The organism is Actinopolymorpha alba DSM 45243 (assembly GCF_000373925.1).
Taxonomy (GTDB): domain Bacteria; phylum Actinomycetota; class Actinomycetes; order Propionibacteriales; family Actinopolymorphaceae; genus Actinopolymorpha; species Actinopolymorpha alba.
In genome coordinates this window covers 137,419-163,172 of record NZ_KB892779.1, presented here as the reverse complement: position 1 = coordinate 163,172, position 25,754 = coordinate 137,419, and the positions used below count along the sequence as shown (strand labels likewise).

Genomic DNA, 25,754 nt, shown 5'->3' with positions numbered 1-25,754 from the left:
CGCCGTATCCTCGGTCCCGACACATCTCGAACGCGGGAGGCGCCATGCACATGCCGGACATCAGCGGCGCCGTTCATGACGTCGCGCAGACCGTCAAACCCAAGATGCGCGGCTGGCTCCACGCCGGCACCTTCCCGCTCGCGGTGATCTCCGGCATCGTGATCGTCCTGCTCGCGCCGACGCTGAAGGCCAAGGTGGCGACGGCGATCTTCGCGGTCACGGCGGCGCTGCTCTTCGGGGTCAGTGCGCTCTATCACCGGGGACATTGGTCGCCGCGCGCGGTCGCCATCCTGCGCCGGCTTGACCATGCCAACATCTTCCTGATCATCGCCGGCACCTACACGCCGTTCACGTTGCTGCTGCTCGACCGCACCAGCGCCCAGATCCTGTTGACCCTGGTGTGGGCCGGGGCGCTCGTCGGCGTCGCGTTCCGGGTGCTCTGGCTGGGTGCGCCGCGATGGTTGTACGTCCCGGTGTACGTCGCGCTGGGGTGGGCCGCGGCGTTCTGGCTGCCCGACTTCTTCGCCCGCGGTAACGCCGCGATCGTCGCGATGATCGTGACGGGCGGGGTGCTGTATTCGGCGGGGGCGATCATCTACGCGACCAAGAAGCCCAACCCCTCACCCCGGTGGTTCGGGTTCCATGAGGTGTTCCACGCGTTCACTGTCGCGGCGTTCATCGCCCACTACGTCGGCATCTCGATGACGGTCTACTCCTGAGGTGACCCGGGCGGCGACGCTGTTGTTCTGGTCCGACCGGCAGAGCGCGCTGGACAGGGGTGCACCTGCATTGGTGGGACACCCTGACCGGCATGTGGCTGCTCGACGCGCACTACGACGAGGGCGACCGCTCCTGCGATCACCTGTTCCAGCCCAACGCCGCCCGGCTCGCCTGGTGGACTGCGCGCCGGGACGCCGTGGCCGCGGCGTTCGTCAGCTGACGGTCTGGGGCAGATCTCGTATGCTCAGGGCATGAGCGCGGTACCTGAGTATTGAGGAACTGCATTCGCTGGTTGATCAGCTGACTCCGGCGCAGGCACGGCACCTCGCACTCGTCGCACGCGACCTTGTGTCGACTGGACAACAGGCCGAACCGAAGGCCTCGCCGCGGCGCGAACTTCTGTTCGCTGGCGTCATTGACACCGGCGGAGCCGTCGCAGAGCGCGCCGAAGAGATCATTCGAGAGAACATCGGCCGCGATTTCGAGGCCCCCTAACACTCTCCGTCATCGGCGTGTCGTAGCCCAGACATCTAGTGGGGCAAGATATCCGCGTGACACTGATTGTCGACACCGGGCCACTTTTTCGCCGTCGCCGACCGGTCCGACCCACATCACGGCACGTGCCGTGAACTTTGACGACCGTCGTGGGACCGCTTCTCGTGCCTGCTCCCGTCACCGTCGAGGTGTGCTGGCTCCTGGAGAAGTACCAAGGTGCCGATGCTGAGGCGGCGTTCCTAGAATCGATCGCACGTGGCGATCTGGAGGTCATCGACCTCACCCGTGCAGATATTGAACGTGTCATAGAACTCGTACGCCAATACGCGGACTTTCCTCTTGGCACGGTCGACGCATCAGTTGTCGCGGTTGCCGAGCGACTCGGAATTCCTCGGGTCGCGACCCTCGATCGTCGCCATTTCACTGCCGTACGGCCGAGACATGTCAGTGCCTTCACGCTCCTCCCGTGACGCGGACTTGTCCGAAGGATCGAAACCGCTCTAGGCCGGAAGGGTCAAGTGGACGGACCTTCCGACGTGGTTACGCCCGGAGCGTACGGGTCCGTGGGGTTGAGGTGGGATGACTAGGTTGAGGGGATGCGTGAGATAAAGACGGCTGATGATCGGGTGCTCGCCGTGGAGGAGTGGGGAGTTCCGGGCGGGATTCCGGTGCTCTACGCCCATGGCACTCCGATGAGCCGGTTGGCGCGATATCCCGATGACACCCTGTTCACCGAGTTGGGTGTGCGGCTCGTCACCTACGATCGGCCAGGTTTCGGGGCATCCACCCTCAACTCGGGGCGGTGCGTCCATGACGCCGCCGAGGACATCGCGACGATCGCCGACGAACTGGGTCTCGACCGGTTCCCGCTGTTCGGTGTGTCCGGTGGGGGACCGCACGCGCTGGCGTTCGCCGCCCGGTTCCCCGAGCGGGTGACCCGGGTGGCGACCCTGGCGAGCCCCGCTCCGTGCGATGCCGAAGGCCTGGACTGGACGGCCGGGATGATGGAGGCCAACCGCAAGGGGTCAGTGGCGGCCCTGCGCGGGCGCGAGGCACTCGCGGCGCTGTTCGCCGAGGAGGACGCGGAGTCCGAGAGCCTTGCCACGCTCCTGCCTCCGGCCGAGCAGGCCGTGCTCGCCCAGCCCGAGGTCCAACGGATGCTGGGCGCCGCGTTCGCCGAGGCGGTCCGGCCCGGCACGGACGGCTGGATCGACGACGAACTCGCTCTGTACGGCTTACCGTGGGGGTTCGATCCGGCCGGCATCTCCACGCCGGTCCGGGTGTGGCACGGCGCGCAGGACACGGTCATCCCGGTCTCCCATGCCCGCTGGCTCGCCGGGCGCATACCGACGGCGAACCTGATCGAGGACGGCGAGGCCGGGCATGCCGGACACTTCGCTGCCACCCCGGCGATGCTGCGCTGGCTCATCACGGGCGACTGAGGGCCCTGTCCACCGTCGCGGAAAACGGGTACGCCAGTCAGCTCAGAACGCGGAACAGCTCGCGAGCAGGGCCGGCGACGTCCGCGATCGCGCGGAGCAGCAGCCCGTCGCCCACGCTCGGCAGGCCAGCGACGAGGTCCGCGAGCGGGGCCGAGCCAAGGCCCGCGCCGTAGCAGTCGAGGGCGGCCCGCTTCGCCTGCCCGGTCGCGGCTGGTAGTTCGAACTCCGTCAGGCCGGTCGCACCGTCGGGAACGCCGCGTACGCCGCCTTGTCCGATCGGTCGTACGGGCGTGAGCCGCACGAGGAGGTCGCTCGCCACCTGGACGTCGCGTGACCGTACGCAGGCGCCGAGCGTCAAGGGCGCCTTGACGTGGCGCGAGGAAGCGATGCCGGACTGGGAATCACGCACGGCCTGGACGACGGCGCGGTGCGCCATGACGTGGTCGGGGTTCGCGGTCACGCCGTCCTCGTCGGAGGTGAGCACCACGTCCGGCGCATGCTGCGTCAAGGCTTCCTTGACATACCGAGCCACCTCGGCCAACTCAGCCGCCGCGAGGGACCCTGGCAGCTGCCCCGGCCCGAGGTCGCGCCAGCGGCCCAGTGCGGCGACCGCGAAATCCTTGACCCCCAGCGTCGCGCAGGCTCGGGCGTACCTCGCCGCACCGGCCCGGGCCGCGGCCTCGATCGCCGTACCCTCCGGCTGACGGGCGGCGGCCTCCGCGGCGGCGACGCCCACCACGCCGGCCTCACCCGCGGTCAGTGTGATCAGCCGCACCTCGCAGCCAGCCGCGACGTAGGCCGCGAGCGTCGCGCCCGCGAAAAACGACTCGTCGTCCGGATGAGCGAAGATCCCCAACACCCGGGTACGCGGGCCATGCGGCATCGGCGGTGACTCTCGTGACGCCCTATTGAGGGGAGGAGCCAGACCGGCCACGGCCGCTCACCTCTTCAGCTGGATCTAGCGAGGAGCCCCGGGTCTTCAGGCCCGGGAGGAATCGTTTCTCAAGACTGCTCTGACCCGCGCAGGTGCACAGGTCTGCACTGTTGATCTTAACCAGGGCGTTTCTGGTTCTCGATGTACTCCTTCACCACGGCGAGCGGTGCGCCTCCGCAGGAGGCGGCGAAGTAAGAGGGGGACCAGAAGTGTTCGCCCCACAGGTACTTGCGGATGTGTCCCGGGAACTCTTGGCGCAGGCGCCGGGCGGAGACACCCTTGAGGGAGCCGACCAGCCGGGAGAGGGCGACCTTCGGCGGGTAGTGGACGAGCAGGTGGACGTGATCGGTCTCGCCGTTGAACTCCCGCAGCTCCGCTCCGAAGTCGGTGCAGACGTCACGCATGACCTCCTCGCACCGCGTCAGGATCTCGCCGGTGAACGGTCCGCGCCGGTATTTCGGTGTGAAGACCAAGTGTGCGTGCAGGGTGTAGACGACGCTACGGCCCCTGCGGATATCGGGGTTTGGCTCCCATCGAGGTGACATAGATCAATGTTATGATCATTGCTCGTGAAGATCGTGACGCAGGTCAAGCTGATACCGGATGCCGCGCAGGCATCCGCGCTGTCGGCGACTCTGCGCACGGTCAACGACGCCGCGAACTGGGTCTCCGAGGTCGCGTTTGTCAATGACGTGCCGCGTGAGTACGAACTGCGCAAGCACACCTACGCCCAGCTCAAGGAACAGGGCCTGGGCGCGCAGGCCGCGCAACACGTGATCAAAAAGGTTCGGGACGCGTACACCACGCTGCACGCCAACCTGCGCGCCGGGAACCTCGGCCGGAAGGGCTCCAAGCGCCGGGTCAAGGCCGAGTCCAAGCCGATCACGTTCCGGCCCGAGGCCGCGCAGCCGTACGACGACCGCTGTTTGAGCTGGCAGTACGACACGCAGACGGTGAGTATCTGGACCACCGCAGGTCGGATCAAGGACCTGTCCTTCGCATGCGCGGCGGACGCGTTGAAGGTGCTCCAGCTGCACCGCAAGGGCGAGTCCGATTTGATCGAACGCAACGGCGTGTTTTACCTGATCGCCACCTGCGAAGTTCCCGAGGCCGAGCAGTACGAGCCGGGCGGCTTCATCGGCGTGGATCTCGGCATCGTCAACATCGCCACCACGTCCACCGGCTACCAGGCCGCCGGGCGGCGGCTCAACCGGTACCGCAAGCGGCAACTCGCCCTGCGGACCAAGCTCCAGAAAAGGCGCACCAAGTCCGCCAAACGGCGGCTGAAGGAGCGTTCCCGCCGCGAACGGCGGCACGTCAAGAACAGCAACCACATCATCGCCAAGACGATCGTGACCGAGGCTGAACGCACCGGAGGCGGACTCTCGCTCGAAGAGCTGAAGGGCATCCGCACCCGGGTACGGCTCCGCAAGCCCCAACGGGTCGCACTCCACTCCTGGGCCTTCGCCCAGCTCGCAGACTTCATCGTCTACAAGGCGCGGCGAGCCGGAGTCCCGCTCGTGTTCGTGGACCCCGCCTACTCCTCCAAGGAGTGCGCAGAATGCGGCCACGTGGACCGGCTCAACCGCATCTCCCAAGCCAGATTCGCATGCCGGTCGTGCGGCGTCGTTGCGCACGCCGACCGGAACGCTTCCCACGTCCTCGCCCGCAGGGGCGCGACCGCGTGGGCTGCGGGGCGTGAGTCACGCGTCCCTTCCATCCCATAACGGGGTGCCTGGACGGAGGAGTCCACCCAGCAGCCAGTTGGGCGCTACCTCCAAGCCCGGTCCTTCAAGGCCGGGTTAAGTTGACGGCCGGGTCAAGTTGACGTCAGGAGTCGAGGGCGTCGCGTACCGGCACCAGCTTGGCCTGCGCCTCCGCGAGTTCGGCCTCGGGCACCGAGTCGGCCACGATGCCGCAGCCGGCGAAGAGCCGCAACCGGGTCGGATCCGTCTCGTCCAGTTCGGCGCACCGCAGGGCGATACCCCACTCGCCGTTGCCCGCGGCGTCCATCCAGCCGACCGGGCCGGCGTACCGCCCGCGGTCCATGTGTTCGAGTTCGGAGATCAGCGCGAGCGCCACCGGTGTCGGCGTACCGCACACGGCGGCCGACGGGTGCAGGGCCGCCGCGAGCTGCAGGGACGTCGACGAGTCGGTGAGGACGCCGGCGAGGTCGGTGGCGAGGTGCATGACGTTCGGGAGGTGCAGGACGAACGGCGACTCGGGCACGTTCATGCTCGAACAATGGGGCGCCAGCGCGTCGGCCACCGAGCGTACGGCGTACTCATGCTCCTCCAGGTCCTTGCTCGACCGGGCGAGTGAGGCGGCCAGTGCGAGATCGTGTGCGTCGTCGTTGCTGCGCCGGATCGTGCCGGCGAGGACGCGCGAGGTGACCAGGCCGTTCTCGAGCCGGACGAGCATCTCCGGGGTCGCGCCGATCAGGCCGCGGACGGCGTACGTCCAGCAGGCGGGGTACCTCTCGGCCAGCCTGCTCAGCGGCCAGCGGAAGTCGACGGGTTCCTCGGCGACCGCGATCAGGTCCCGGGCGAGGACCACCTTGTCGAGCTCGCCCGCGCCGATCCGGCGTACGGCCTCGGCGACGGCACCCACCCACTCGGTGCCGGTGAGCGCACCGTCCCCGAACACGACCCCCTGGGGGCGCTCTGGTGGTGGGATCCGCAACGACGCCAGCGGGCGGGAGACGGGCAATGCCGGCTCCTCAGCGACGGTGGTCAGCCAGGTACGCCCGCCCCTGCGGCCGACGATCACCTCGGGAACGACCAGACTCGAGTGGCCCGGCTCGTCGGCGAAGGCGAACGAACCGAACGCGACCAGCCCGGTGCCCGGCTCGCCGATCTCATCGCGTACGGCGGCCGTGGCCGTCACCTGGGCCCACCAGTTGACGGCGGTCGCGAACCGGTCGGGGCCGCTGGCATCCAGCCGGGCCGCCTCGCCGTGGCCGACGAACCCTTCGCCGCGACGCATCCAGGCGGTCGCGTCTGCTCGGGGCAGGATCCGCAGGAGGTCTACCTCGTCGTGGATCTCGGTGGTGCGGGCGACCAGCCGGGGAACGGCGTCTGACGCGAAGTCGCGAAGTGCTGATGGTTCCGTCACGGCTCACCAGCGTAGGTCCCTCGGTGGCCAGGGTGGTCGTTGGTCGGCCGTCCCGGCGTGAGAGGTTGGACACGTGGTCCGTGCATCACTTGCGAAAGAGCCGCGTGAAGTGGCGGCGATGTTCGACGAACTCGCCAATCGGTACGACCTCGCGAACGACCTGATGTCCCTTGGCCAGGACCGGCTGTGGCGGCGTGCGGTCGTACGCGCCGTCGACCCCCGACCGGGGGAGCGGGTGCTCGACGTCGCGGCCGGGACCGGCACGTCGAGCGAACCCCTCGGGCGCGACGGTGCGTTCGTCGTCCCGTGCGACTTCTCGGCCGGCATGGTGCGGCACGGTAAGCGCGCCCGCTCGGAGCTGGCGTTCGTTGTCGGCGACGCGGTGTCACTGCCGTTCGCGGACGGGAGCTTCGACGCGGTGACGATCTCCTTCGGCCTGCGCAACCTGGTCGACGTCGAGGCGGGGCTCCGCGAGTTCCTGCGGGTCACCCGGCCGGGTGGTCGGTTGGTGGTGTGTGAGTTCAGCCGGCCCACCTGGACGCCGTTCCGCACGGTCTACCTCGAGTACCTCATGCGGGCCCTGCCAGCCATCGCCCGCCGGGTGACGACCGATCCCGAGTCGTACGTCTACCTCGCCGAGTCGATCCGGGCATGGCCAGCGCAGGACGAGCTCGCCGCGTTGTTCGCGGCGGCCGGGTGGGGCCGCGTCGAGTGGCGCAACCTGAGCGGCGGGATCGTCGCCCTCCACCGCGCCCGACGCCCCTGACAGCCCGTTGTGCGTTCCAGAACGGGGAGTAAGCCCTAGACTTTGGAGGGTTGGGCAACCCCAGGAAGTGGCCCAGAGGAGCGATCGTGTTTGACCGGATCACCGTCGAACCCGACAAAGTGGCTGGGCAGCCCTGCATACGTGGCCTACGGTTCACGGTCGCACACCTGGTGCGGCTTGTCGCAGCGGGCTGGGGACTTGAGGAAATTCAGGAGGAGTTTCCGTTCGTCGAGGCAGAGGATCTGCGTCAAGCACTTCTCTAGGCCGCGGAGTCGGCTGAGGTCACGATGCTGCCGCTGAAAGAGACGGCGTGAGGTTTCTCGTCGACAAGAACATCTCGTTCAGCAGGATCCCATCCTCGAGTCCAACGGACACGATGCCGTGCACGTCGATTCCCTCGGGCTCAGCCCCGGATCTTGAGCTCATGGTCCGAGCTCGTAGTGAGCGCCGCGTCATCATCTCGGCGGATAGCGACTTCGGCACGTTGCTCGCCGCCAGCAGGCGGCAAGCCCATCGGTGATCTTGACCCGGGAGATCTCGACACTGCGCGCCCCAGATCTGGCGAAGCTCCTCTTGGTAAATCTCGAGGCTGTGGCTGATCCGCTGGAGGCGGGCGCCATCGTCGCCTTTGGGCGGAAAGGCATCCGGGTCCGGAGACTGCCGCTCCGGTGATCGGGCCGAGGTGATCGGCTACGCCTCGACCAAGGTCTTTTTTGCAACGTCAACGTCGCGTAAATCCGCAGGTCATCACGACTGCGGGGGGTTGTGTGCGAGGCCTCGGGTACCCCGTAGACTGTGCTCAGCATGAATTCGTGAAGACATTCACAATTCCTGTGGTGCGGTGTCGGCCCAGCGAACGAAGAGCCTGAAAAGGGTCCGACTCCGCACGAAGTGGCGTCATCCAACGGGGTTCGGACATCTCACCTAGGTATGAGGACCGATGAGCCGCACGAGCATCGACTACGACGCGGACGTCATCGTCGTTGGAGCAGGACCGGCCGGTGCCACGACCGCTTACCACCTCGCGCGCACCGGACTCGACGTCCTACTTCTCGAAAAGACCGCGTTCCCGCGGGAGAAGGTGTGCGGCGACGGGCTCACCCCACGGGCCGTCAAGCAGCTCGTCAAGATGGGCATCGACACCTCCACGGAAGCGGGTTGGCTGCGCAACCACGGCCTCCGCATCTACGGCGGCGGCATGCGGTTGGAGCTGCCCTGGCCGGACCTGGCCGAGTTTCCGTCGTACGGCCTGGTCCGCAAGCGCACCGACTTCGACGAAGTTCTGGCCCGGCAGGCCGAGAAGGCCGGCGTCCGGCTCCATGAGCGGACGGCCGTTACCGGACCAGTCCACGACGAGCGTACGGGCCGGATCATCGGCGTCACCGTGAAGCCCGCGAAGGCCCACGACCCGAAGGCCGGCAAGGCGGCGGCCAAGGCCCAGCCCGACGATGCGGCCGAGGCCCGACCCGACGAGATCACCTATCGCGCGCCCCTGGTCATCGCGGCCGACGGCAACTCCTCGCGACTCTCGGTCGCGGTCGGCCTGCGCCGGCGCGAGGACCGCCCGATGGGCGTCGCGGTCCGCACCTACTTCACCAGCCCGCGGCACGACGACGACTGGCTCGAGTCCTGGCTCGAACTCTGGGACGGCAAACCCGGACAGAGCAACCTGCTCCCCGGCTACGGCTGGGTGTTCGGCATGGGCGACGGCACCAGCAACGTCGGGCTCGGCCTCCTCAACACCAGCACGGGTTTCCAGAACGCCGACTACCGCGCCCTCCTCAAGGCCTGGCTCTCGGGCATGCCGGAGGAATGGGGCTTCGTCGACGACCACCAGGTCGGTCCGGTCCGTGGCGCGGCACTCCCGATGGGCTTCAACCGCCAGCCCCACTACGCTCGGGGCCTGATGCTCGTCGGTGACGCCGGCGGCATGGTCAACCCCTTCAATGGCGAAGGGATCGCCTACGCGATGGAGTCGGGCGAACTCGCCGCCGACATCGTGGCCCAAGCGCTGGCGCGGCCCGCCGGGTCGTCCCGCGAACGGGTGCTGGCCAGCTACCCCAGGGCGCTGAAGGACCGCTACGGCGGCTACTACACACTGGGTCGGCTGTTCGTGAAGGCGATCGGCAACCCGCAGATCATGAAGCTCGCCACCCGGCACGGCCTGCCGCACCCGGTGCTGATGCGCTTCACGATCAAGCTGCTGGCCAATCTGACCGACCCGCGCGGTGGCGACGCGATGGACCGCGTCATCAACGCGATGTGCAAGGTCACGCCAGCGGCGTGAAGAAGGCGTGCGAAGGCACGAGATGAGGGAGTCCTAGGATGGCGAGCCGGTCCGATACGAGCGCGCATCGTCGCGTGCCCGGTGCGGCGCTTTGGACCCCCACATCGATCGGGGTCGTAACCACTACAGCCAGAAAGGGGAGCAGGTCGGCGTGAACCTCTACGTGCCGATTCTCGTACTGCTTCTGCTCGGTGGGGGCTTCGCGGTCGTCTCCGCCGTGGCCGGATCCCTGATGGGCCCGAAGCGCTGGAACCGGGCGAAGGTCGACTCCTACGAGTGTGGGATCGAGCCCACACCGCAGCCGGCCGGCGGCGGACGGTTCCCGGTGAAGTACTACATCACCGCGATGCTCTTCATCATCTTCGACATCGAGATCATCTTCCTGTTCCCGTGGGCCGTCGCCTTCGACCAGATGGCGCTGTTCGGCCTGGTCGAGATGGTGCTGTTCATCGTGACCGTGTTCGTCGCGTACGCCTACGTCTGGCGGCGTGGAGGCCTCGAATGGGACTAAGAGGTCGACCTCTCGGCACCCGCCGCGGTCCGACCAGTCGTACGGAAGAGAGCAGCTGATAACCATGGGCATCGAAGAGAAGCTGCCCGCCGGGGTCCTCCTGACCACGGTCGAGGGCGTCGTTGGCTACTTCCGCAAGGCGTCGGTCTGGCCGGCGACGTTCGGCCTGGCGTGCTGCGCGATCGAGATGATGACCACCGGTGGGCCGGTCTACGACACGGGACGCTTCGGCATGGAGGTGTTCCGCGCCTCCCCGCGCCAGGCCGACCTGATGATCGTCGCCGGCCGGGTGAGCCAGAAGATGGCGCCGGTCCTCCGGCAGATCTATGACCAGATGCCCGAGCCCAAGTGGGTGCTGTCCATGGGCGTCTGCGCCTCCAGCGGCGGGATGTTCAACAACTACGCGATCGTGCAGGGCGTCGACCACGTGGTGCCGGTCGACATCTACCTGCCCGGCTGCCCGCCCCGGCCCGAGATGCTCCTCGACGCCATCCTCAAGCTGCACCACAAGATCCAGACGTCCAAGCTCGGCGTCCACAAGGAGCAGGAGCTCGAGGAGCAGGAGTTGACCGCGCTCGAGAGCGCGTCGACCTCTGAGATGAAGGGGTTGCTGCGGTGAGTGACCAGCAGACGCCTGACGAGGCCCCGGACCTGCTTCCGGAGAAGCGGGAGCCCGCACCGCCCGAGGTCATCGACGTACGCCGCGGCGCCTTCGGCGTTCGGGGCACCTCCGACACGTCCGGATACGGCCGGCTCGTCCGCACCGTCGCGCTGCCCGGCAGCACCACGCCGCCGTACGGCGGATGGTTCGACGAGGTGGCCGACCGGCTTGCCGTGGTGCTGGAGGAGGGCGACGGCCCGGCGTACGACGAGGCGATCGAGAAGGTCGTCGTCGACCGTGGCGAGATCACCTTCTATGTCCGTCGTGACCACCTCGTCGCGGTGGCCCGTCACTTCCGTGACGACCCCGCACTGAGGTACGAGTTCTGCAGCGGAGTGTCGGGCGTCCACTACCCAGGAGACCGCGACCGCGAGCTGCACGCCGTCTACCACCTGCTGTCGATGACGCACAACCGGCGGATCCGGCTCGAGGTGACCTGCCCCGACGCTGAGCCCCACATCCCGTCGGTGGTGGGGATCTATCCCACGGCCGACTGGCACGAGCGGGAGGCCTACGACTTCTTCGGGATCGTCTTCGACGGCCACCCGGGCCTCACCCGGATCCAGATGCCCGATGACTGGCCGGGCCACCCGCAGCGCAAGGATTACCCACTGGGCGGCATCCCTGTCGAGTACAAGGGCGCGACCATTCCGCCTCCGGACGAGCGGAGGGCATACAACTGATGACTGCCGCAGACGAGAAGTACGACCCGTACGCCAGCGTCCGGGACACCACCGAAGGCCAGGTCTTCACGGTCACCGGCCAGGACTGGGACACCGTGGTGCAGGGTGTGTCCGAGGCCGGCGACGAGCGGGTCGTCGTCAACATGGGCCCGCAGCATCCCTCGACCCACGGCGTTCTTCGCCTCATCCTCGAGCTCGAGGGCGAGACGGTGAAGGACATGCGGGCCGGGATCGGCTACCTCCACACCGGTATCGAGAAGAACATGGAGTACCGCACGTGGACCCAGGGGGTCACGTTCTGCACTCGCATGGACTACCTCGCGCCGTTCTACAACGAGGCGGCGTACGTCGGTGCGGTCGAGAAGCTGCTCGGCATCCAGGACGACATTCCTGAGCGCGCCAAGGTCATCCGCATCCTGATGATGGAGCTCAACCGGATCTCCTCCCACCTGGTCGCGATCGCGACGGGCGGCATGGAGATCGGCGCGCTCACCGTGATGACCATCGGATTCCGCGAGCGCGAAAAGACCCTCGACATCTTCGAGCTGATCACCGGCCTCCGGATGAACCACGCGTACATCCGGGTCGGCGGCATCTCCCAGGACCTTCCCGACAACGCGATCGAGAAGCTCCGCGAGTACATCGCGTGGATGAAGAAGCACCTGAAGGAGTACGCCGAACTCTGCAACGAGAACCCCATCTTCAAGCAGCGGCTCGGTGGCATCGGCTACCTCGACCTCACCGGCTGCATGGCGCTCGGTGCGAGCGGCCCGGTGCTGCGGGCGACCGGCTACCCGTGGGACCTCCGCAAGACCCAGCCGTACTGGGGTTATGAGACGTACGACTTCGAGGTGCCGACCTGGGACACCTGCGACTCCTACGGCCGGTTCCGGATCCGGCTCGAGGAGATGGACGAGAGCCTGAAGATCGTCGAGCAGTGCGTCGACCGGCTCGCGGAGCCGGGACCGGTGATGATCGCCGACAAGAAGATCGCCTGGCCGAGCCAACTCGCGCTCGGCCCCGACGGCCTCGGCAACTCCCTCGAGCACATCCGGCACATCATGGGTGAGTCCATGGAGGCGCTCATCCACCACTTCAAGCTGGTGACCGAGGGCTTCCGGGTGCCGGCGGGCCAGGCGTACTTCGCGGTCGAGTCGCCGCGCGGTGAGCTCGCCTGCCACGCGGTCTCCGACGGCGGAACGCGTCCCTTCCGGGCGCACTTCCGCGATCCGTCCTTCGTCAACCTTCAGACGGCGGCGGCGATGTGCGAGGGCGGCATGGTCGCCGACGTCATCGTCGCGGTCGCGAGCATCGACCCCGTGATGGGTGGGGTGGACCGTTGATCAGTGACAAGACCAAGGGCGAGCTGCGCGAGATCACCGCGCGTTATCCCGAATCCCGCTCGGCGTTGCTGCCGATGCTCCACCTCGTGCAGAGCGAGGAGGGGTACGTCAGCCCCGAGGGCATCGAGGTCTGCGCCGAACTCCTCGACCTGACCGCGGCCGAGGTCGCGGCGGTGGCGACGTTCTACACGATGTACAAACGTCGCCCGGTCGGTGACTACCACGTCGGCGTGTGCACCAACACGCTCTGCGCGGTGATGGGCGGCGACGCGATCTTCGGCACCCTCAAGGAGCACCTCGGAGTCGGCAACGACGAGACGACCGAGGACGGCAAGGTCACCCTCGAGCACGTCGAGTGCAACGCGGCCTGCGACTACGCCCCCGTGGTGATGGTCAACTGGGAGTTCTTCGACAACATGACGCCCGAGCGGGCGCGGAAGCTGGTCGACGATCTCCGGGCCGGCAACGAGGTCGAGGCCGACCGAGGTGCGCGCATCTGCACCTGGCGGCAGGCCGAACGCGTGCTCGCGGGCTTCCCCGACGGCCGCGCCGACGAGGGCCCGTCCGCCGGCGAGGCGTCGCTCGCGGGCCTGCGGCTGGCCGCGGAGCGCGGCTGGTCGTCGGGGGCTCCCAAGCCCACGGGTGACGCGCCGCCGCGTGGGGACGCGCCCAACGGTGCGGCGTCCAACGGCGCCACGTCCAACGGCGGCGGCGGGAAGGGACAGTGATGACCGATCCACTCACGCCTGCTCTCACGGCCAACTGGGGCCAGCGAGGATCGTGGACCCTGCCGGCCTACGTCGACCAGGGCGGCTACCGCGCGTTGTACGAAGCGGTCACCCACGAGCCGGACGAGATCATCCAGATGGTCAAGGACTCCGGCCTGCGCGGTCGTGGTGGCGCGGGTTTCCCGACCGGCATGAAGTGGGGCTTCCTGCCGCCGCTGGGCGAGAAGCCGCGCTACCTCGTCGTCAACGCCGACGAGTCGGAGCCGGGCACCTGCAAGGACATCCCGCTGATGCTGGCCAGCCCGCACACGCTGGTTGAGGGCGTCATCATCTCCTCGTACGCGATCCGCGCCCGGCGGGCGTTCATCTACGTACGCGGTGAGGTGCTGCACGTCATCCGGCGGCTGCAGCAGGCCGTCCGTGAGGCCTACGACGCGGGTTACATCGGGCACAACATCCTCGGCTCCGGCTACGACCTCGAGGTCGTGGTCCACGCGGGTGCGGGTGCGTACATCTGTGGTGAGGAGACCGCCCTTCTCGACTCGCTCGAGGGCAGGCGCGGCCAGCCCCGCCTGCGGCCGCCGTTCCCGGCCGTTGAGGGTCTGTACGCCTCGCCCACTGTCATCAACAACGTCGAGTCGATCGCGAGCGTTCCGGGCATCGTGCTCAACGGCCCCGAATGGTTCTCGTCCATGGGGACCGAGAAGAGCAAGGGCCACGTGATCTACTCGCTGTCGGGTCACGTCGCCCGGCCCGGTCAGTACGAAGGCCCGCTCGGCATCACGCTGCGCGAGCTGCTCGAACTCGCCGGCGGCATTCGCGCGGGTCACGAGCTGAAGTTCTGGACGCCGGGTGGCTCGTCGACGCCGATGCTCACCAAGGAGCACCTCGACCTCCCGCTCGACTACGAAGGCATGGCGGGCGCGGGCACCATGCTCGGCACCCGCGCGCTGCAGATGTTCGACGACACCACGTGTGTCCTGCGGGCGGTGCTGCGCTGGACGGAGTTCTACAAGCACGAGTCGTGCGGCAAGTGCACGCCGTGCCGCGAGGGCACGTGGTGGTTGGTCCAGGTCCTCGAACGCCTGGAGCGGGGCGAGGGCAGCGAGGACGACCTCGAGACGCTGCTCGACCTGTGCGACAACATCGCCGGCCGGTCGTTCTGCGCGCTGGCTGACGGTGCGGTGGCGCCGATCATGTCGTCCCTCAAGTACTTCCGCGACGAGTACGTCGCGCACTTCGAGCACGGCGGCTGTCCGTTCGACCCGGCCGCGGCCACGTTGTTCGAGCCCGAAACTGCGACCGCAGGAGTGGGTGCATGACTCTCCAGACCCCTGACCACACGTCGACCGAGGTGGAGAACCTCGTCACGCTCACCATCGACGACGTCCAGGTGAGTGTGCCGAAGGGCACCCTCCTCATCCGGGCGGCGGAGATGATCGGGATCCAGATCCCGAGGTTCTGCGACCACCCGCTGCTGGATCCGGTGGGTGCCTGCCGGCAGTGCCTGGTCGACATCCCTGACGCCGGCAACGGGCGTGGCTTCCCCAAGCCGCAGGCCTCCTGCACGATCGAGGTCGCCCAGGGCATGGTCGTCAGGACGCAGTTGACGTCGCCGGTGGCAGACAAGGCCCAGCAGGGAATCATGGAGTTCCTGCTGATCAACCACCCGCTCGACTGCCCGGTCTGTGACAAGGGCGGTGAGTGCCCGCTGCAGAACCAGGCGATGAGCAACGGCCGTCCCGAGTCGCGGTTCACCGAGGTCAAGCGCACTTACCCCAAGCCGATCAACATCTCCAGCCAGGTGCTGCTCGACCGCGAGCGCTGCGTTCTGTGTGCGCGCTGCACCAGGTTCTCCCAGCAGGTCGCCGGTGACCCGTTCATCGAGCTGCTGGAGCGCGGTGCTCTGCAGCAGGTCGGCATCTACGAGAAGGAGCCGTTCTCCAGCTACTTCTCCGGTAACACGATCCAGATCTGCCCGGTCGGCGCGCTGACCAGTGCCCAGTACCGCTTCCGTTCCCGCCCGTTCGACCTCGTGTCTAGCCCCAGCGTCTGTGAGGGGTGCGCCAACGGCTGCGCGACCCGCACCGACCACCGGCGCGGCAAGGTCATGCGCCGGCTCGCTGGTGACGACGCGGAGGTCAACGAGGAGTGGCTGTGCGACAAGGGCCGCTTCGCGTTCCGGTACGCCCAGGAGAAGGACCGCCTGGCCTACCCCCTGGTCCGTGACGAGGAGAGCGGCGAGCTGCGCCCGGCCTCGTGGTCGGAGGCGTTCCGGGTGGCCGCCGAAGGGCTGGCCGCCGCGGGTGGCCGGGCCGGCGTACTCCCCGGTGGCCGGCTGACGGTCGAGGATGCCTACGCGTACGCGAAGTTCGCGCGGGTCGCGCTCGGCACCAACGACGTCGACTTCCGGGCCCGTCCGCACTCCGACGAGGAGGCCGACTTCCTGGCCTCCGCGGTCGCTGGCTCGGGCCTCGGTGTGACCTACCGCGACCTGGAGAACGCCAAGTCCGTCCTCCTGGTCGGCCTCGAGCCAGAGGAGGAGGCGCCGATCGTCTTCCTCCGGCTGCGTAAGGCCGCCATGAAGAAGGGCACCCGGATCTGGTCGGTCGCGCCGTACTCCACGCGTGGCCTGGACAAGATGAAGGCCACCGTGCTGCACGCGGCACCCGGCACCGAGGCGGAGTTCCTCGACGCGCTGGGTCGCGGCGGTCTCGAAAGCGGTCTCGACGTTCCTGGGCTCCAGTGCTCCGACGCGCTCCGCGACAGCGGCTCCGTCGTGCTCGTCGGCGCCCGACTGGCCAGCGTCCCGGGTGCACTCTCGGCGGTCCTGCGGCTGACCGAGGCCACCGGCGCCCGGCTCGCCTGGGTGCCGCGCCGGTCCGGCGAACGCGGCGCGGTGGACGCCGGCTGCCTGCCCCACCTGCTGCCCGGCGGACGGCCGATCGCCGACGCCGCCGCACGGGTCGACCTCAGCGCCGCCTGGGGCACCGGTGACCTGCCGATCGAGCCGGGTCGCGACACCTCCGCGATCCTGACCTCGGCGGCTCTCGGTGAGCTGGGTGCGCTGATCGTCGGTGGGGTCGAGGTCGCTGACCTGCCTGACCCCGCGGCCGCGCGGGTGGCGCTGGAGAAGGCGGAGTTCGTCATCAGCCTCGAACTCCGGCCGAGCGAGGTCACCGAGCATGCCGACGTGGTCTTCCCGGTCGCGGCAGTCGCCGAGAAGGCCGGAACCTTCGTCGACTGGGAGGGCCGGGTCCGCCCGTTCGAGCAGGCCCTGCGCGACGCGGACACCCAGTCCGACCTGTGGGTGCTCGCCGGTCTGGCCGACGAGCTGAACGCGCCGCTCGGCTTCTCCACTGTCGAGGGAGCCCGCCAGGAACTCCTCGAGCTCGGCGCCTGGGACGGTTCTCGGGCCGCGCCGCCGCACCTGCCCGCGCCCGAGCCGGCGCAGCCACGCGAAGGTGAGGCGGTGCTCGCCACCTGGCCGCAGCTGCTCGACCTCGGCCGCCTGCAGGACGGCGAGCCGTACCTCGCCGGCACCGCCCGCCCGGTGCGGGCCCGGCTGTCGGCGACCACCGCCGGCACGCTCGGCGTCACCGACGGGGACGAGGTGACGGTGTCCTCGACCCGCGGCAGCGTGCGGCTGCCCGTCGAGGTGGCCGACCTGCCCGACCGGGTGGTCTGGCTCCCCACCAACTCGACCGGCTCCACCGTCCGCGAGACGCTCAGCGTGGACGCCGGTGCCGTCGTCACGGTCGCCCGCGCGACCACCGAGCCGGTGGCCGCGACCAGTCAGGGAGGTGTGGCATGACCGCCGCTGTGATGCCGCTCGCTGCCGGAGAGTTGGCGGCGTTCGGTAAGGACCCGTGGTGGATCATCCTCATCAAAGCGGTGGCGATCACGGTCTTCCTGCTGGTGTTCACGATCTTCAACGTGTGGTTCGAACGCCGGGTCGTCGCCCGGATGCAGCACCGCGTCGGTCCGAACGTCCACGGCAAGTTCGGGTTGCTGCAGAGCCTCGCCGACGGGATCAAGCTGTCGCTGAAGGAAACCATCAAGCCCAAGGGCGTCGACACGATCCTCTACGTGTTGGCGCCGATCATCTCGGCGGCGATGGCCTTCGTGGCGTTCTCGGTGATCCCGCTCGGGCCGGAGGTCAGCATCTTCGGCCACCGGACGCCGCTGCAGCTGACCGACCTTCCGGTCGGCGTGCTGTTCGTCCTCGCCGCCGCGTCGCTCGGTATCTACGGCATCGTGCTCGGCGGTTGGTCGTCCGGCTCGACGTACCCGCTGCTCGGCGGGCTGCGGTCCTCGGCGCAGATGATCTCCTACGAGGTCGCGATGGGTCTCGCCCTCGTAGCCGTCTTCCTCTACTCCGGCTCGATGTCCACGTCGGAGATCGTCGGCGCCCAGGCCGGCGGGAGCGCGGTCGACATCTTCGGGGTGACGCTGCAGCTACCCAGCTGGTACGGCGTGGTGTTGCTGCCGTCGTTCCTCATCTACATGATCGCGATGGTCGGCGAGACCAACCGCGCGCCGTTCGACCTGCCGGAGGCCGAGGGTGAGCTGGTCGCGGGCTTCATGACGGAGTACTCCTCCATGAAGTACCTGCTGTTCTTCCTCGCGGAGTACGTCAACATGGTCACCGTCTCGGCGCTGGCCACGACGATGTTCCTCGGCGGCTGGCGGGCTCCGTGGCCGATCTCCCTGTGGGCGGGTGCCAACGAGGGTTGGTGGCCGTTGCTGTGGTTCCTCGGCAAGGTCCTGGTCTTCCTCTTCGTCTTCATCTGGCTGCGCGGGACGCTGCCGCGGATGCGCTACGACCAGTTCATGCGCCTGGGCTGGAAGATCCTCATCCCGGTCGCGCTGGTCTGGACGGTCTTCGTCGCGACCGCCCGCGCCACGCTGAGCGCCGGCTACCAGCGACAGTTCTTCTTCGGCATCGGTGCCGTGGTGATCGTGGTGCTGCTGCTGTCGTTCGTCTACGACGCGGTGGCCGCCCGGCGCGAGAAGGCGGAAGAGGTCGAGCGCGAGGAAGCCGACCAGGTGGAGTTCGACCCCTTCGCCGGCGGCTACCCTGTCCCGCCGATGCCTGGACAGAAGGTGCCGGGTCTCGAGCCGGCCGCGGTCGCCGTGGCAGCCGCCTCGGCGGGCGCTGGTTCGGCGGACTCCAGCGGTGGCGCGGGCGCTGAGGGTGCGGGTCAACAGGCCGATTCAGGTGAGGAGCGTGGCCGTGGCTAGTCTCAAGCAGCAGCTCTGGGACCCGATCGCAGGGTTCGGGGTGACGTTCCGGACGATGTTCAGGAAACCCGTCACGGTTCAGTACCCCTTCGAGAAGCGGCCCACCGCTCCGCGATTCCACGGACGGCACCAGCTCAACCGCCACCCCGACGGCCTGGAGAAGTGCATCGGGTGTGAGCTGTGCGCATGGGCCTGCCCGGCCGACGCGATCTACGTCGAGGGTGCCGACAACACCGAGGACGAGCGCTTCTCCCCGGGCGAGCGTTACGGCCGCGTCTACCAGATCAACTACCTGCGCTGCATCTTCTGCGGCCTGTGCATCGAGGCCTGCCCGACCAGGGCGCTCACGATGACCAACGAGTACGAACTCGCCGACGACGATCGGGCGAAGCTCATCTACGAAAAGAAGGACCTGCTGGCACCGCTGCTGCCGGGCATGGAGGAGCCTCCGCACGACATGCGCCTCGGCGACAGCGAGCGGGACTACTACCTCGGTGCCGGCCTGCCGGGCTGGTCCGAGAGCGGCGCCGCGGTGCCGGCCAAAGAAGATGTGGAGAGCGAGGCGGCTCACTCATGACCGCGACGTTCTGGGTGCTCGCGCCGATCGCGGTGCTGGCGGCCCTCGGCATGGTGCTGGTACGCAAGGCGGTCCACAGCGCCTTGCTGCTGGCTACCGTGATGATGTGCCTGGCGCTGATGTACGCCAGCCAGGATGCGCCGTTCCTGTTCGCCGTCCAGGTGATCGTCTACACCGGCGCGGTCCTCATGCTGTTCCTGTTCGTCCTCATGCTCGTCGGTGTCGACGCCTCCGACTCGCTGATCGAGACGCTGCGCGGCCAACGGTGGCTGGCGGTGCTCGGAGCGATCATCTTCGGTGCGCTGCTCATCACCGCGGTCGGTGGAGTGACGCTCGGCCAGCCGGTCGGGCTCGCGGCCGCCGAGCCGGACGGCAACGTCCCCGCGATCGCCTCGATCCTCTTCTCCAAGTACGTCTTCGCCTTCGAGGTGACGAGCGCGCTGCTCATCACCGCCGCGATGGGCGCGATGATCCTCGCCCACCGCGAGCGGATCGGTCCCAAGGTGACGCAGAAGGACCTGGCCGAGCAGCGGTTCAAGGAGTACGCCGAAGGCGGCCGGCACCCGGGTCAGCTGCCCGCGCCGGGTACCTTCGCCCGGCACAACGCCGTCGACACGCCCGCGCTGCTTCCCGACGGAACGGCCGCGGAGTCCTCGGTGTCGCGGGTCCTCATCGCGCGGGGCACAGTCCAGGAGCCGTCCCGCTACACCCACCAGGTCCCGGGCCTCGAGCGCTACACCGGCACGCCCACACCCCGCGCCAAGGCCAACGGCCAGCGCGGTGGCGACAAGGACGCCGGGTCACCGGCGCCGGAGTCCGGACCGGAGTCGGCCAACGGTTCCGACCAGGGCGGCAGTCACGAGCAGAGCGCGGACAAGGGAGGTGAAGGGTGACCGCCACTCCGTACGTCATCCTGTCGGCGCTGCTGTTCACCATCGGTGCCGTGGGTGTGTTGGTACGCCGCAACGCCATCGTGGTGTTCATGTGCGTGGAGCTCATGCTGAACGCCGCCAACCTGGCGTTCGTTTCGTTCGCCCGGCAGGCCGGCAACCTCGAGGGCCAGGTCGTGGCCTTCTTCGTGATGGTGGTCGCGGCGGCCGAAGTTGTGGTCGGGCTGGCGATCATCATGACCATCTTCCGGACCCGTCGCTCGGCCTCCGTCGACGACGCGAGTCTGCTGAAGTTCTGACGGAGGGACGAGAACCCCGTGACCACCTCTGTGAGTGCCATGGTTCTGGCCAGCGAGCAAGCTGGTCAGGCATCTGGCGTGTTCTCGCTCATGTGGCTGATCGTGGCCATTCCCGCCCTCTCGGCGGCGGTGATCCTGCTCTCCGGGCGTGCCGGTAAGTCGTGGGGTCACCTGCTCGGTTGCGCGGCGCCGATCGCGTCGTTCGTGCTGGGCGCGACGATGTTCTTCGCGATGCTCGGGCGCGGGCCGGAGGAGCGCGCTGTCGAGCAGCAGCTCTACACCTTCATCCCGCTGCCCAGCTACCACGTGACCGCCGGGTTGCTCCTCGACCAGCTGTCGGTGTGCTTCGTCCTGCTGATCACCGGCGTGGGCAGCATCATCCACGTCTACTCCGTCGGCTACATGGCGCACGACGAGCGGCGCAAGCGGTTCTTCGGGTACCTCAACCTGTTCGTCGCGGCGATGCTGCTCCTGGTGCTGGCCAACGACTTCCTCGTGGTCTTCATCGGCTGGGAGGGTGTCGGTCTCGCGTCGTACCTCCTGATCGGCTTCTGGCAGCACAAGCCGTCCGCGGCGACCGCGGCCAAGAAGGCGTTCGTCGTCAACCGCGTCGGTGACGTCGGCCTGTCGCTCGCCGTGATGCTGATGCTGGCGACGTTCGGTACCTCGTCGTTCGCCGGCGTCTTCGGCCACGTCGGCGCGGCGGGCACCGGCATCGCGACCGCCCTCGGCTTCCTGCTGCTGCTGGGCGCGTGCGGTAAGTCCGCGCAGTTCCCGCTGCAGTCCTGGCTGCTCGACGCGATGGAGGGCCCGACTCCGGTGTCGGCGCTCATCCACGCCGCGACCATGGTGACCGCCGGCGTCTACCTCGTGACCCGCTCCAACGCGATCTACGACCAGGCGCCCGCGGCGCAGACGGCGGTCGTGCTCGTCGGCACGATCACCCTGCTGATGGGTGCGGTCATCGGGTGCGCGAAGGACGACATCAAGAAGGCGCTCGCTGGTTCGACGATGAGCCAGATCGGCTACATGATGCTGGCGGCGGGCCTTGGCCCGGCGGGCTACGCGTTCGCGATCTTCCACCTGCTCACGCACGGCTTCTTCAAGGCCGACATGTTCCTCGGTGCCGGTTCGGTCATGCACGGCATGAACGACGAGGTCAACATGCGCCGCTACGGCGCCCTGCGCAAGTACCTCCCGATCACGTTCGGCACCTTCGCGGTCGGGTACCTCGCGATCATCGGCATCCCGCCGTTCGCCGGCTTCTTCAGCAAGGACAAGATCATCGAGGCGGCGTTCAGCTCGAACGTCTGGATCGGCCTCTGCGCCCTCATCGGCGCAGGGATCACGGCGTTCTACATGACCCGCCTGATGTACATGACCTTCCTCGGCCACAAGCGGTGGGCCAAGGACACGCACCCGCACGAGTCGCCACCGGTGATGACGGTGCCGCTGATCCTGCTGTCCGTGCTGAGCATCGTCGGCGGTGCCGGCCTCGCCTACGCCGGCGGCGGCATCGTCAGCTGGCTCGAGCCGGTGGTCGGGGAGAAGCACCTCGAGCCGCCGCTCTCGGTGGCCGCGATGACGGCGCTCACCCTCGCGGTGGTGGCGCTCGGGGTCGCCGCGGCGTGGTGGTTCGTGGCCCGGCGGGAGGTCCCGGTCGAGGCGCCCGTCAAGGTCTCGCCGATCACCACCGCGGCCCGCAAGGACCTCTACGGCGACGCCTTCAACGAGGTCGTGCTCATGCGGCCCGGGCAGGAGGTCACCCGGGGTCTCGTCGCCTTCGACAACCGTGGAGTTGACGGTGTTGTCAACGGCCTGGCCGCCTTCGTCGGTGGCCTCTCCGGAATGGTCCGCCGGGTCCAGACCGGGTTCGTCCGCTCGTACGCGCTCGTGATGTTCGGGGGCGCCGCCCTCGTCGTCGTGGCCATGCTCTTGGTGAGGCTGTCGTGAACAACTTCCCCTGGCTGACCGTCATCGGCGCGCTGCCCGCGCTCGGGGCCGTCGTGCTGGCCCTGCTCCCCAAGGGGCGCGACCTGCTCGCGAAGCAGCTCGCCCTGGGCTTCTCGGCCGTGGCGCTGGTGCTCGCGCTCGTGATGGCCGCGCAGTACGACCCGGCTGGAGGCTTCCAGTTCGTCGAGCAGCACAACTGGATCCCGGCGTTCGGTGTCCACTACGCGCTGGGCGTCGACGGCATCGGGATCATCCTGGTCCTGATGACGGCGCTGCTCACGCCCGTCGTCATCCTCGCCTCCTGGAATGATGCGGAGGGGGGCCGCCGGAGCGTCAAGACGTACTTCGCGCTGATGCTGGTGCTGGAGGCGCTGGCGCTGGGCGTCTTCTCTGCCACCGACGTCTTCCTCTTCTACCTGCTCTTCGAGGCGACGCTCATTCCGATCTACTTCCTGATCGGCAGCTACGGCGGTCCACGTCGTTCGTACGCCGCGGTGAAGTTCCTGATCTACAGCCTGGTCGGCGGTCTGCTCATGCTGGCTGCGATCGTCGGGCTGTACGCCATCTCGGTCACGCAGACGAACGGCAACCCGTCGTTCCTGCTCAGCGCCCTGACCCAGCTCAGCATCGACCCGGCCACCCAGAAGTGGCTGTTCGCCGGCTTCTTCGTGGCGTTCGCGATCAAGGCGCCGATGTGGCCGCTCCACACCTGGCTGCCTGACGCGGCTCGCGAGGCGACGCCGGGCACCTCGGTCCTGCTGGTGTCGATCCTCGACAAGATCGGCACGTTCGGCATGATCCGCTTCTGCCTCCAGCTGTTCCCGGAGGCCTCGAAGTGGGCGACCCCCGTGGTGCTCGCGCTGGCGGTGATCAGCGTGCTGTACGGCGCGATCCTCGCCATCGGGCAGAAGGACCTCATGCGCCTGATCGCCTACAGTTCGGTGTCCCACTTCGGCGTCATCGTGCTGGGGATCTTCGCGATGACCAGCGTGGGCCAGACCGGTGCGACGTTCTACATGCTCAACCACGGGTTGTCGACGGCCGCGTTGTTCCTGATCGCGGGTTACATGATCGCCCGGCGAGGGTCGGCCCGGATCGCGGACTTCGGTGGGGTCGACAAGGTGGCACCGGTGCTGTCCGGGACCTTCCTCTTCGCCTGCCTGTCAGGGCTCGCGCTGCCGGGTCTCGCGACGTTCGTCAGCGAGTTCCTCGCGCTGTCGGGCACGTTCACCCGCTACCGCGTCCCGGCGATCATCGCCACCACGGCGATCATCCTGGCCGCGTTGTACATGCTGCTCGTCTACCAACGGACCATGACCGGCCCGGTCACGCCGGCGGTGGAGAAGATGCACGACCTGCGGCCGCGGGAGCTGGCCGCGGTGGTGCCGCTGGTCCTCGTGATCATCGTCCTCGGGTTGTTCCCCAAGCCGGTCATCAACGTGATCGCGCCGGCTGTTGACTCGACCATGACGCGGGTGGGTGTCACGGATCCGAAGCCCCCCGTCCCCGTCACGGCTCCTTCGGAAGGTGCGAAGTGACCTCGATCCTCCTTGCCCAGGAGTTCAAGAGCCCGACGATCGAGTACGCCAAGGTCGCGCCGCTGCTCATCGTCTTCGGCGTCGCGATCGTGAGCGTCATCGCCGAGGCGTTCCTGCCGCGTAGGTTCCGGTACCCAACCCAGGTGGTCCTCTCGCTGGGTTCGCTGGCGGCGGCTCTGGTGGTCACCGTCGGGCTCGCCGGCAGCAAGCTGCTGGCGGCCGAGGGTGCCATCGCCATCGACGGGTTCACGTTGTTCCTGTGGGGCACCATCCTCGTCATGTCGATCATCTCCGTACTCCTGCTCGCCGAGCGGGCGGTCGACGGCGGTGTGACGGCGTTCGCGGCGCAGGCGGCGGCACTGCCCGGCACCGAGGCGGAGCGGGAGGCCCAGGCTCGGCGCCTGGAGCAGACGGAGGTCTTCCCGCTGTTCCTGTTCGCGGTCGGCGGCATGCTGCTCTTCCCGGCTGCCAACGACCTGTTGACGATGTTCGTGGCACTCGAGGTGCTCTCGCTGCCGCTCTACCTGCTGTGTGGGTTGGCCCGGCGTCGCCGGCTGCTCTCGCAGGAAGCGGCCATGAAGTACTTCCTGCTCGGTGCGTTCGCGTCGGCGTTCTTTTTGTACGGCATGGCGATGCTCTACGGCTTCGCCGGCACGATCAGCTTCAGCGGGATCGCGGCCGCGATCGGCGCCAAGACCGGTGTGGACGGGCTGCTGCTGGCGGGTACGGCGCTGGTCGCGGTGGGTCTGCTCTTCAAGATCGGTGCCGCGCCGTTCCACATGTGGACGCCCGACGTCTACCAGGGCGCACCGACGGCGATCACGGCGTTCATGGCGGCCTGCACCAAGATCGCGGCGTTCGGTGCTCTCCTGCGACTCTTCTACGTCGCGCTCGGTGCGGCGCGGTGGGACTGGCAGCCGATGATCTGGGTGGTCGCCATCCTCACCCTCGGCGTCGGCTCGGTGCTCGCGCTCACACAGTCCGACATCAAGCGGATGCTGGCGTACTCCTCGATCGCGCACGCGGGCTTCCTGCTCATCGGATTCGTGGGTGTGCGTGACCACATCAGCGCCAACACCTCGGCCATCCTCTTCTACCTCGCGGCGTACGGCTTCGCGACGATCGGCGCGTTCGCCGTCGTCACGCTGGTCCGTGACGCGAGCGGTGAGGCGACCCACCTGTCCCGCTGGGTCGGTCTCGGGAAGCGGTCCCCGATCGTCGCCTCGGTGATGGCGTTGTTCCTGCTCGCCTTCGCCGGAATCCCGTTGACCAGTGGGTTCATGGGTAAGTGGGCGGTCTTCAGCGCTGCCTGGCAGGGTGGCGCGTGGCCGCTGGTCGTGATCGGTGTCGTGGCCTCGGTGGTGGCGGCGTTCTTCTACGTCCGGGTCATCGTCTTGATGTTCTTCTCCGAGCCGGCGGCCGAAGGACCCACGGTGGCGGTGCCCAGTGTGTTCACCTCGGTCGCGGTCGCGGTTGGGGTCGCGGCTACGGTTGTGCTTGGCCTGATGCCGGAGCCGCTCCTGCAGCTCGCGGCGCGGGCCGCGCAACTGGTGGGCTGACGCGACCTCG

At 68.2% G+C, this 25,754-nt stretch carries 26 protein-coding genes; 23 read left to right on the top strand and 3 right to left on the bottom strand.

The window, feature by feature from the left end:
• The first annotated feature begins 44 nt into the window (after positions 1–44).
• The 4 genes from trhA to B141_RS0127465 all read left to right on the top strand — a co-directional run bounded on the left by trhA (position 45) and on the right by B141_RS0127465 (position 2,657).
• On the top strand, positions 45–719 hold the full coding sequence (gene trhA / locus B141_RS0127485) for a PAQR family membrane homeostasis protein TrhA (protein ID WP_020578408.1): 675 nt from the start codon (positions 45–47) through the stop codon (positions 717–719).
• 92 nt (positions 720–811) lie between these two features.
• A complete protein-coding gene (locus B141_RS52370; protein ID WP_272944112.1) occupies positions 812–940 on the top strand; it encodes a hypothetical protein in 129 nt (42 codons plus the stop codon).
• 439 nt (positions 941–1,379) lie between these two features.
• Entirely contained in the window at positions 1,380–1,685 is a 306-nt protein-coding gene (locus B141_RS43060) for a type II toxin-antitoxin system VapC family toxin (protein ID WP_202805939.1), read from the top strand.
• A 126-nt stretch (positions 1,686–1,811) separates the two neighbouring features.
• On the top strand, positions 1,812–2,657 hold the full coding sequence (locus tag B141_RS0127465; protein WP_026257619.1) for an alpha/beta fold hydrolase: 846 nt from the start codon (positions 1,812–1,814) through the stop codon (positions 2,655–2,657).
• Positions 2,658–2,694: 37 nt separating this feature from the next.
• Here the strand turns inward: B141_RS0127465 and B141_RS46185 are convergent, their stop codons facing one another.
• Both B141_RS46185 and tnpA read right to left on the bottom strand, forming a co-directional pair.
• Positions 2,695–3,540, bottom strand: a complete 846-nt coding sequence (locus tag B141_RS46185; protein ID WP_020578403.1) for a PIG-L deacetylase family protein — start codon at positions 3,538–3,540, stop codon at positions 2,695–2,697.
• A gap of 167 nt (positions 3,541–3,707) precedes the next feature.
• Positions 3,708–4,136: an IS200/IS605 family transposase gene (tnpA, locus tag B141_RS0127455; RefSeq protein ID WP_084678556.1), complete on the bottom strand. Its 429-nt coding sequence runs from the start codon at positions 4,134–4,136 to the stop codon at positions 3,708–3,710.
• Positions 4,137–4,160: 24 nt separating this feature from the next.
• Here tnpA and B141_RS0127450 point away from each other — a divergent pair, with 24 nt between their 5' ends.
• Positions 4,161–5,318: an RNA-guided endonuclease InsQ/TnpB family protein gene (locus tag B141_RS0127450; RefSeq protein WP_020578401.1), complete on the top strand. Its 1,158-nt coding sequence runs from the start codon at positions 4,161–4,163 to the stop codon at positions 5,316–5,318.
• 103 nt (positions 5,319–5,421) lie between these two features.
• Here the strand turns inward: B141_RS0127450 and B141_RS0127445 are convergent, their stop codons facing one another.
• A complete protein-coding gene (locus B141_RS0127445; protein WP_020578400.1) occupies positions 5,422–6,705 on the bottom strand; it encodes an isochorismate synthase in 1,284 nt (427 codons plus the stop codon).
• Between the two features lie 73 nt (positions 6,706–6,778).
• On the opposite strand from B141_RS0127445, the gene B141_RS0127440 reads away from it, so the two are divergent.
• From B141_RS0127440 to nuoN, 18 genes are all read left to right on the top strand, one after another.
• Complete coding sequence (locus B141_RS0127440; protein WP_026257618.1) at positions 6,779–7,471, top strand: demethylmenaquinone methyltransferase; 693 nt, start codon at positions 6,779–6,781, stop codon at positions 7,469–7,471.
• Positions 7,472–7,557: 86 nt separating this feature from the next.
• Positions 7,558–7,734, top strand: a complete 177-nt coding sequence (locus B141_RS47890; RefSeq protein ID WP_020578398.1) for a DUF433 domain-containing protein — start codon at positions 7,558–7,560, stop codon at positions 7,732–7,734.
• 47 nt (positions 7,735–7,781) lie between these two features.
• Positions 7,782–7,991: a DUF5615 family PIN-like protein gene (locus tag B141_RS52975; protein ID WP_020578397.1), complete on the top strand. Its 210-nt coding sequence runs from the start codon at positions 7,782–7,784 to the stop codon at positions 7,989–7,991.
• A gap of 420 nt (positions 7,992–8,411) precedes the next feature.
• Positions 8,412–9,758, top strand: a complete 1,347-nt coding sequence (locus B141_RS0127425; protein WP_020578395.1) for a geranylgeranyl reductase family protein — start codon at positions 8,412–8,414, stop codon at positions 9,756–9,758.
• 151 nt (positions 9,759–9,909) lie between these two features.
• Positions 9,910–10,269, top strand: coding sequence for an NADH-quinone oxidoreductase subunit A (locus tag B141_RS0127420; protein ID WP_020578394.1), 360 nt, complete (start codon positions 9,910–9,912; stop codon positions 10,267–10,269).
• Positions 10,270–10,333: 64 nt separating this feature from the next.
• Positions 10,334–10,888 (top strand): NuoB/complex I 20 kDa subunit family protein, encoded by a 555-nt coding sequence (locus B141_RS0127415; protein WP_020578393.1) that lies wholly within the window; start codon positions 10,334–10,336, stop codon positions 10,886–10,888.
• Positions 10,885–11,613: an NADH-quinone oxidoreductase subunit C gene (locus B141_RS0127410; protein WP_020578392.1), complete on the top strand. Its 729-nt coding sequence runs from the start codon at positions 10,885–10,887 to the stop codon at positions 11,611–11,613. Before B141_RS0127415 ends, B141_RS0127410 begins: the two co-directional genes overlap by 4 nt.
• Positions 11,613–12,956: an NADH-quinone oxidoreductase subunit D gene (locus tag B141_RS0127405; protein WP_020578391.1), complete on the top strand. Its 1,344-nt coding sequence runs from the start codon at positions 11,613–11,615 to the stop codon at positions 12,954–12,956. Before B141_RS0127410 ends, B141_RS0127405 begins: the two co-directional genes overlap by 1 nt.
• Positions 12,953–13,684: an NADH-quinone oxidoreductase subunit NuoE gene (gene nuoE / locus B141_RS0127400; RefSeq protein ID WP_020578390.1), complete on the top strand. Its 732-nt coding sequence runs from the start codon at positions 12,953–12,955 to the stop codon at positions 13,682–13,684. The genes B141_RS0127405 and nuoE overlap by 4 nt, the downstream gene beginning before the upstream one ends.
• Positions 13,684–15,006, top strand: a complete 1,323-nt coding sequence (gene nuoF, locus B141_RS0127395) for an NADH-quinone oxidoreductase subunit NuoF (protein ID WP_020578389.1) — start codon at positions 13,684–13,686, stop codon at positions 15,004–15,006. Before nuoE ends, nuoF begins: the two co-directional genes overlap by 1 nt.
• A complete protein-coding gene (locus B141_RS0127390) occupies positions 15,003–17,498 on the top strand; it encodes an NADH-quinone oxidoreductase subunit G (protein ID WP_020578388.1) in 2,496 nt (831 codons plus the stop codon). The genes nuoF and B141_RS0127390 overlap by 4 nt, the downstream gene beginning before the upstream one ends.
• Positions 17,495–18,928, top strand: a complete 1,434-nt coding sequence (gene nuoH, locus B141_RS0127385) for an NADH-quinone oxidoreductase subunit NuoH (protein ID WP_020578387.1) — start codon at positions 17,495–17,497, stop codon at positions 18,926–18,928. Before B141_RS0127390 ends, nuoH begins: the two co-directional genes overlap by 4 nt.
• Positions 18,921–19,505, top strand: coding sequence for an NADH-quinone oxidoreductase subunit NuoI (gene nuoI / locus B141_RS43045; RefSeq protein WP_040422469.1), 585 nt, complete (start codon positions 18,921–18,923; stop codon positions 19,503–19,505). Before nuoH ends, nuoI begins: the two co-directional genes overlap by 8 nt.
• A complete protein-coding gene (locus B141_RS43040) occupies positions 19,502–20,398 on the top strand; it encodes an NADH-quinone oxidoreductase subunit J (protein ID WP_020578385.1) in 897 nt (298 codons plus the stop codon). Before nuoI ends, B141_RS43040 begins: the two co-directional genes overlap by 4 nt.
• Positions 20,395–20,694 carry an NADH-quinone oxidoreductase subunit NuoK gene (nuoK, locus tag B141_RS0127370; protein ID WP_020578384.1) on the top strand — a complete coding sequence of 100 codons (300 nt, stop codon included), beginning with the start codon at positions 20,395–20,397 and terminating at the stop codon, positions 20,692–20,694. The genes B141_RS43040 and nuoK overlap by 4 nt, the downstream gene beginning before the upstream one ends.
• A gap of 39 nt (positions 20,695–20,733) precedes the next feature.
• Positions 20,734–22,647, top strand: coding sequence for an NADH-quinone oxidoreductase subunit L (gene nuoL, locus B141_RS0127365; protein WP_020578383.1), 1,914 nt, complete (start codon positions 20,734–20,736; stop codon positions 22,645–22,647).
• Positions 22,644–24,185, top strand: coding sequence for an NADH-quinone oxidoreductase subunit M (locus B141_RS0127360; protein ID WP_020578382.1), 1,542 nt, complete (start codon positions 22,644–22,646; stop codon positions 24,183–24,185). Before nuoL ends, B141_RS0127360 begins: the two co-directional genes overlap by 4 nt.
• Positions 24,182–25,744, top strand: coding sequence for an NADH-quinone oxidoreductase subunit NuoN (nuoN, locus tag B141_RS0127355; protein ID WP_020578381.1), 1,563 nt, complete (start codon positions 24,182–24,184; stop codon positions 25,742–25,744). Before B141_RS0127360 ends, nuoN begins: the two co-directional genes overlap by 4 nt.
• Positions 25,745–25,754: the final 10 nt, after the last annotated feature.

Excerpts from the sequence above, each read along its gene's own strand:
- trhA (WP_020578408.1), top strand. The coding sequence starts at position 45 with ATGCACATGCCGGACATCAGCGGCGCCGTTCATGACGTCGCGCAGACC.
- nuoL (WP_020578383.1), top strand. The coding sequence starts at position 20,734 with ATGGTTCTGGCCAGCGAGCAAGCTGGTCAGGCATCTGGCGTGTTCTCG.
- B141_RS46185 (WP_020578403.1), bottom strand. The coding sequence starts at position 3,540 with ATGCCGCATGGCCCGCGTACCCGGGTGTTGGGGATCTTCGCTCATCCG.
- nuoH (WP_020578387.1), top strand. The coding sequence starts at position 17,495 with ATGACCGCCGCTGTGATGCCGCTCGCTGCCGGAGAGTTGGCGGCGTTC.
- B141_RS0127415 (WP_020578393.1), top strand. The coding sequence starts at position 10,334 with ATGGGCATCGAAGAGAAGCTGCCCGCCGGGGTCCTCCTGACCACGGTC.
- B141_RS0127465 (WP_026257619.1), top strand. The coding sequence starts at position 1,812 with ATGCGTGAGATAAAGACGGCTGATGATCGGGTGCTCGCCGTGGAGGAG.
- tnpA (WP_084678556.1), bottom strand. The coding sequence starts at position 4,136 with ATGTCACCTCGATGGGAGCCAAACCCCGATATCCGCAGGGGCCGTAGC.
- B141_RS0127390 (WP_020578388.1), top strand. The coding sequence starts at position 15,003 with ATGACTCTCCAGACCCCTGACCACACGTCGACCGAGGTGGAGAACCTC.
- B141_RS52370 (WP_272944112.1), top strand. The coding sequence starts at position 812 with ATGTGGCTGCTCGACGCGCACTACGACGAGGGCGACCGCTCCTGCGAT.
- B141_RS0127425 (WP_020578395.1), top strand. The coding sequence starts at position 8,412 with ATGAGCCGCACGAGCATCGACTACGACGCGGACGTCATCGTCGTTGGA.
- nuoF (WP_020578389.1), top strand. The coding sequence starts at position 13,684 with ATGACCGATCCACTCACGCCTGCTCTCACGGCCAACTGGGGCCAGCGA.
- B141_RS43040 (WP_020578385.1), top strand. The coding sequence starts at position 19,502 with ATGACCGCGACGTTCTGGGTGCTCGCGCCGATCGCGGTGCTGGCGGCC.
- B141_RS0127405 (WP_020578391.1), top strand. The coding sequence starts at position 11,613 with ATGACTGCCGCAGACGAGAAGTACGACCCGTACGCCAGCGTCCGGGAC.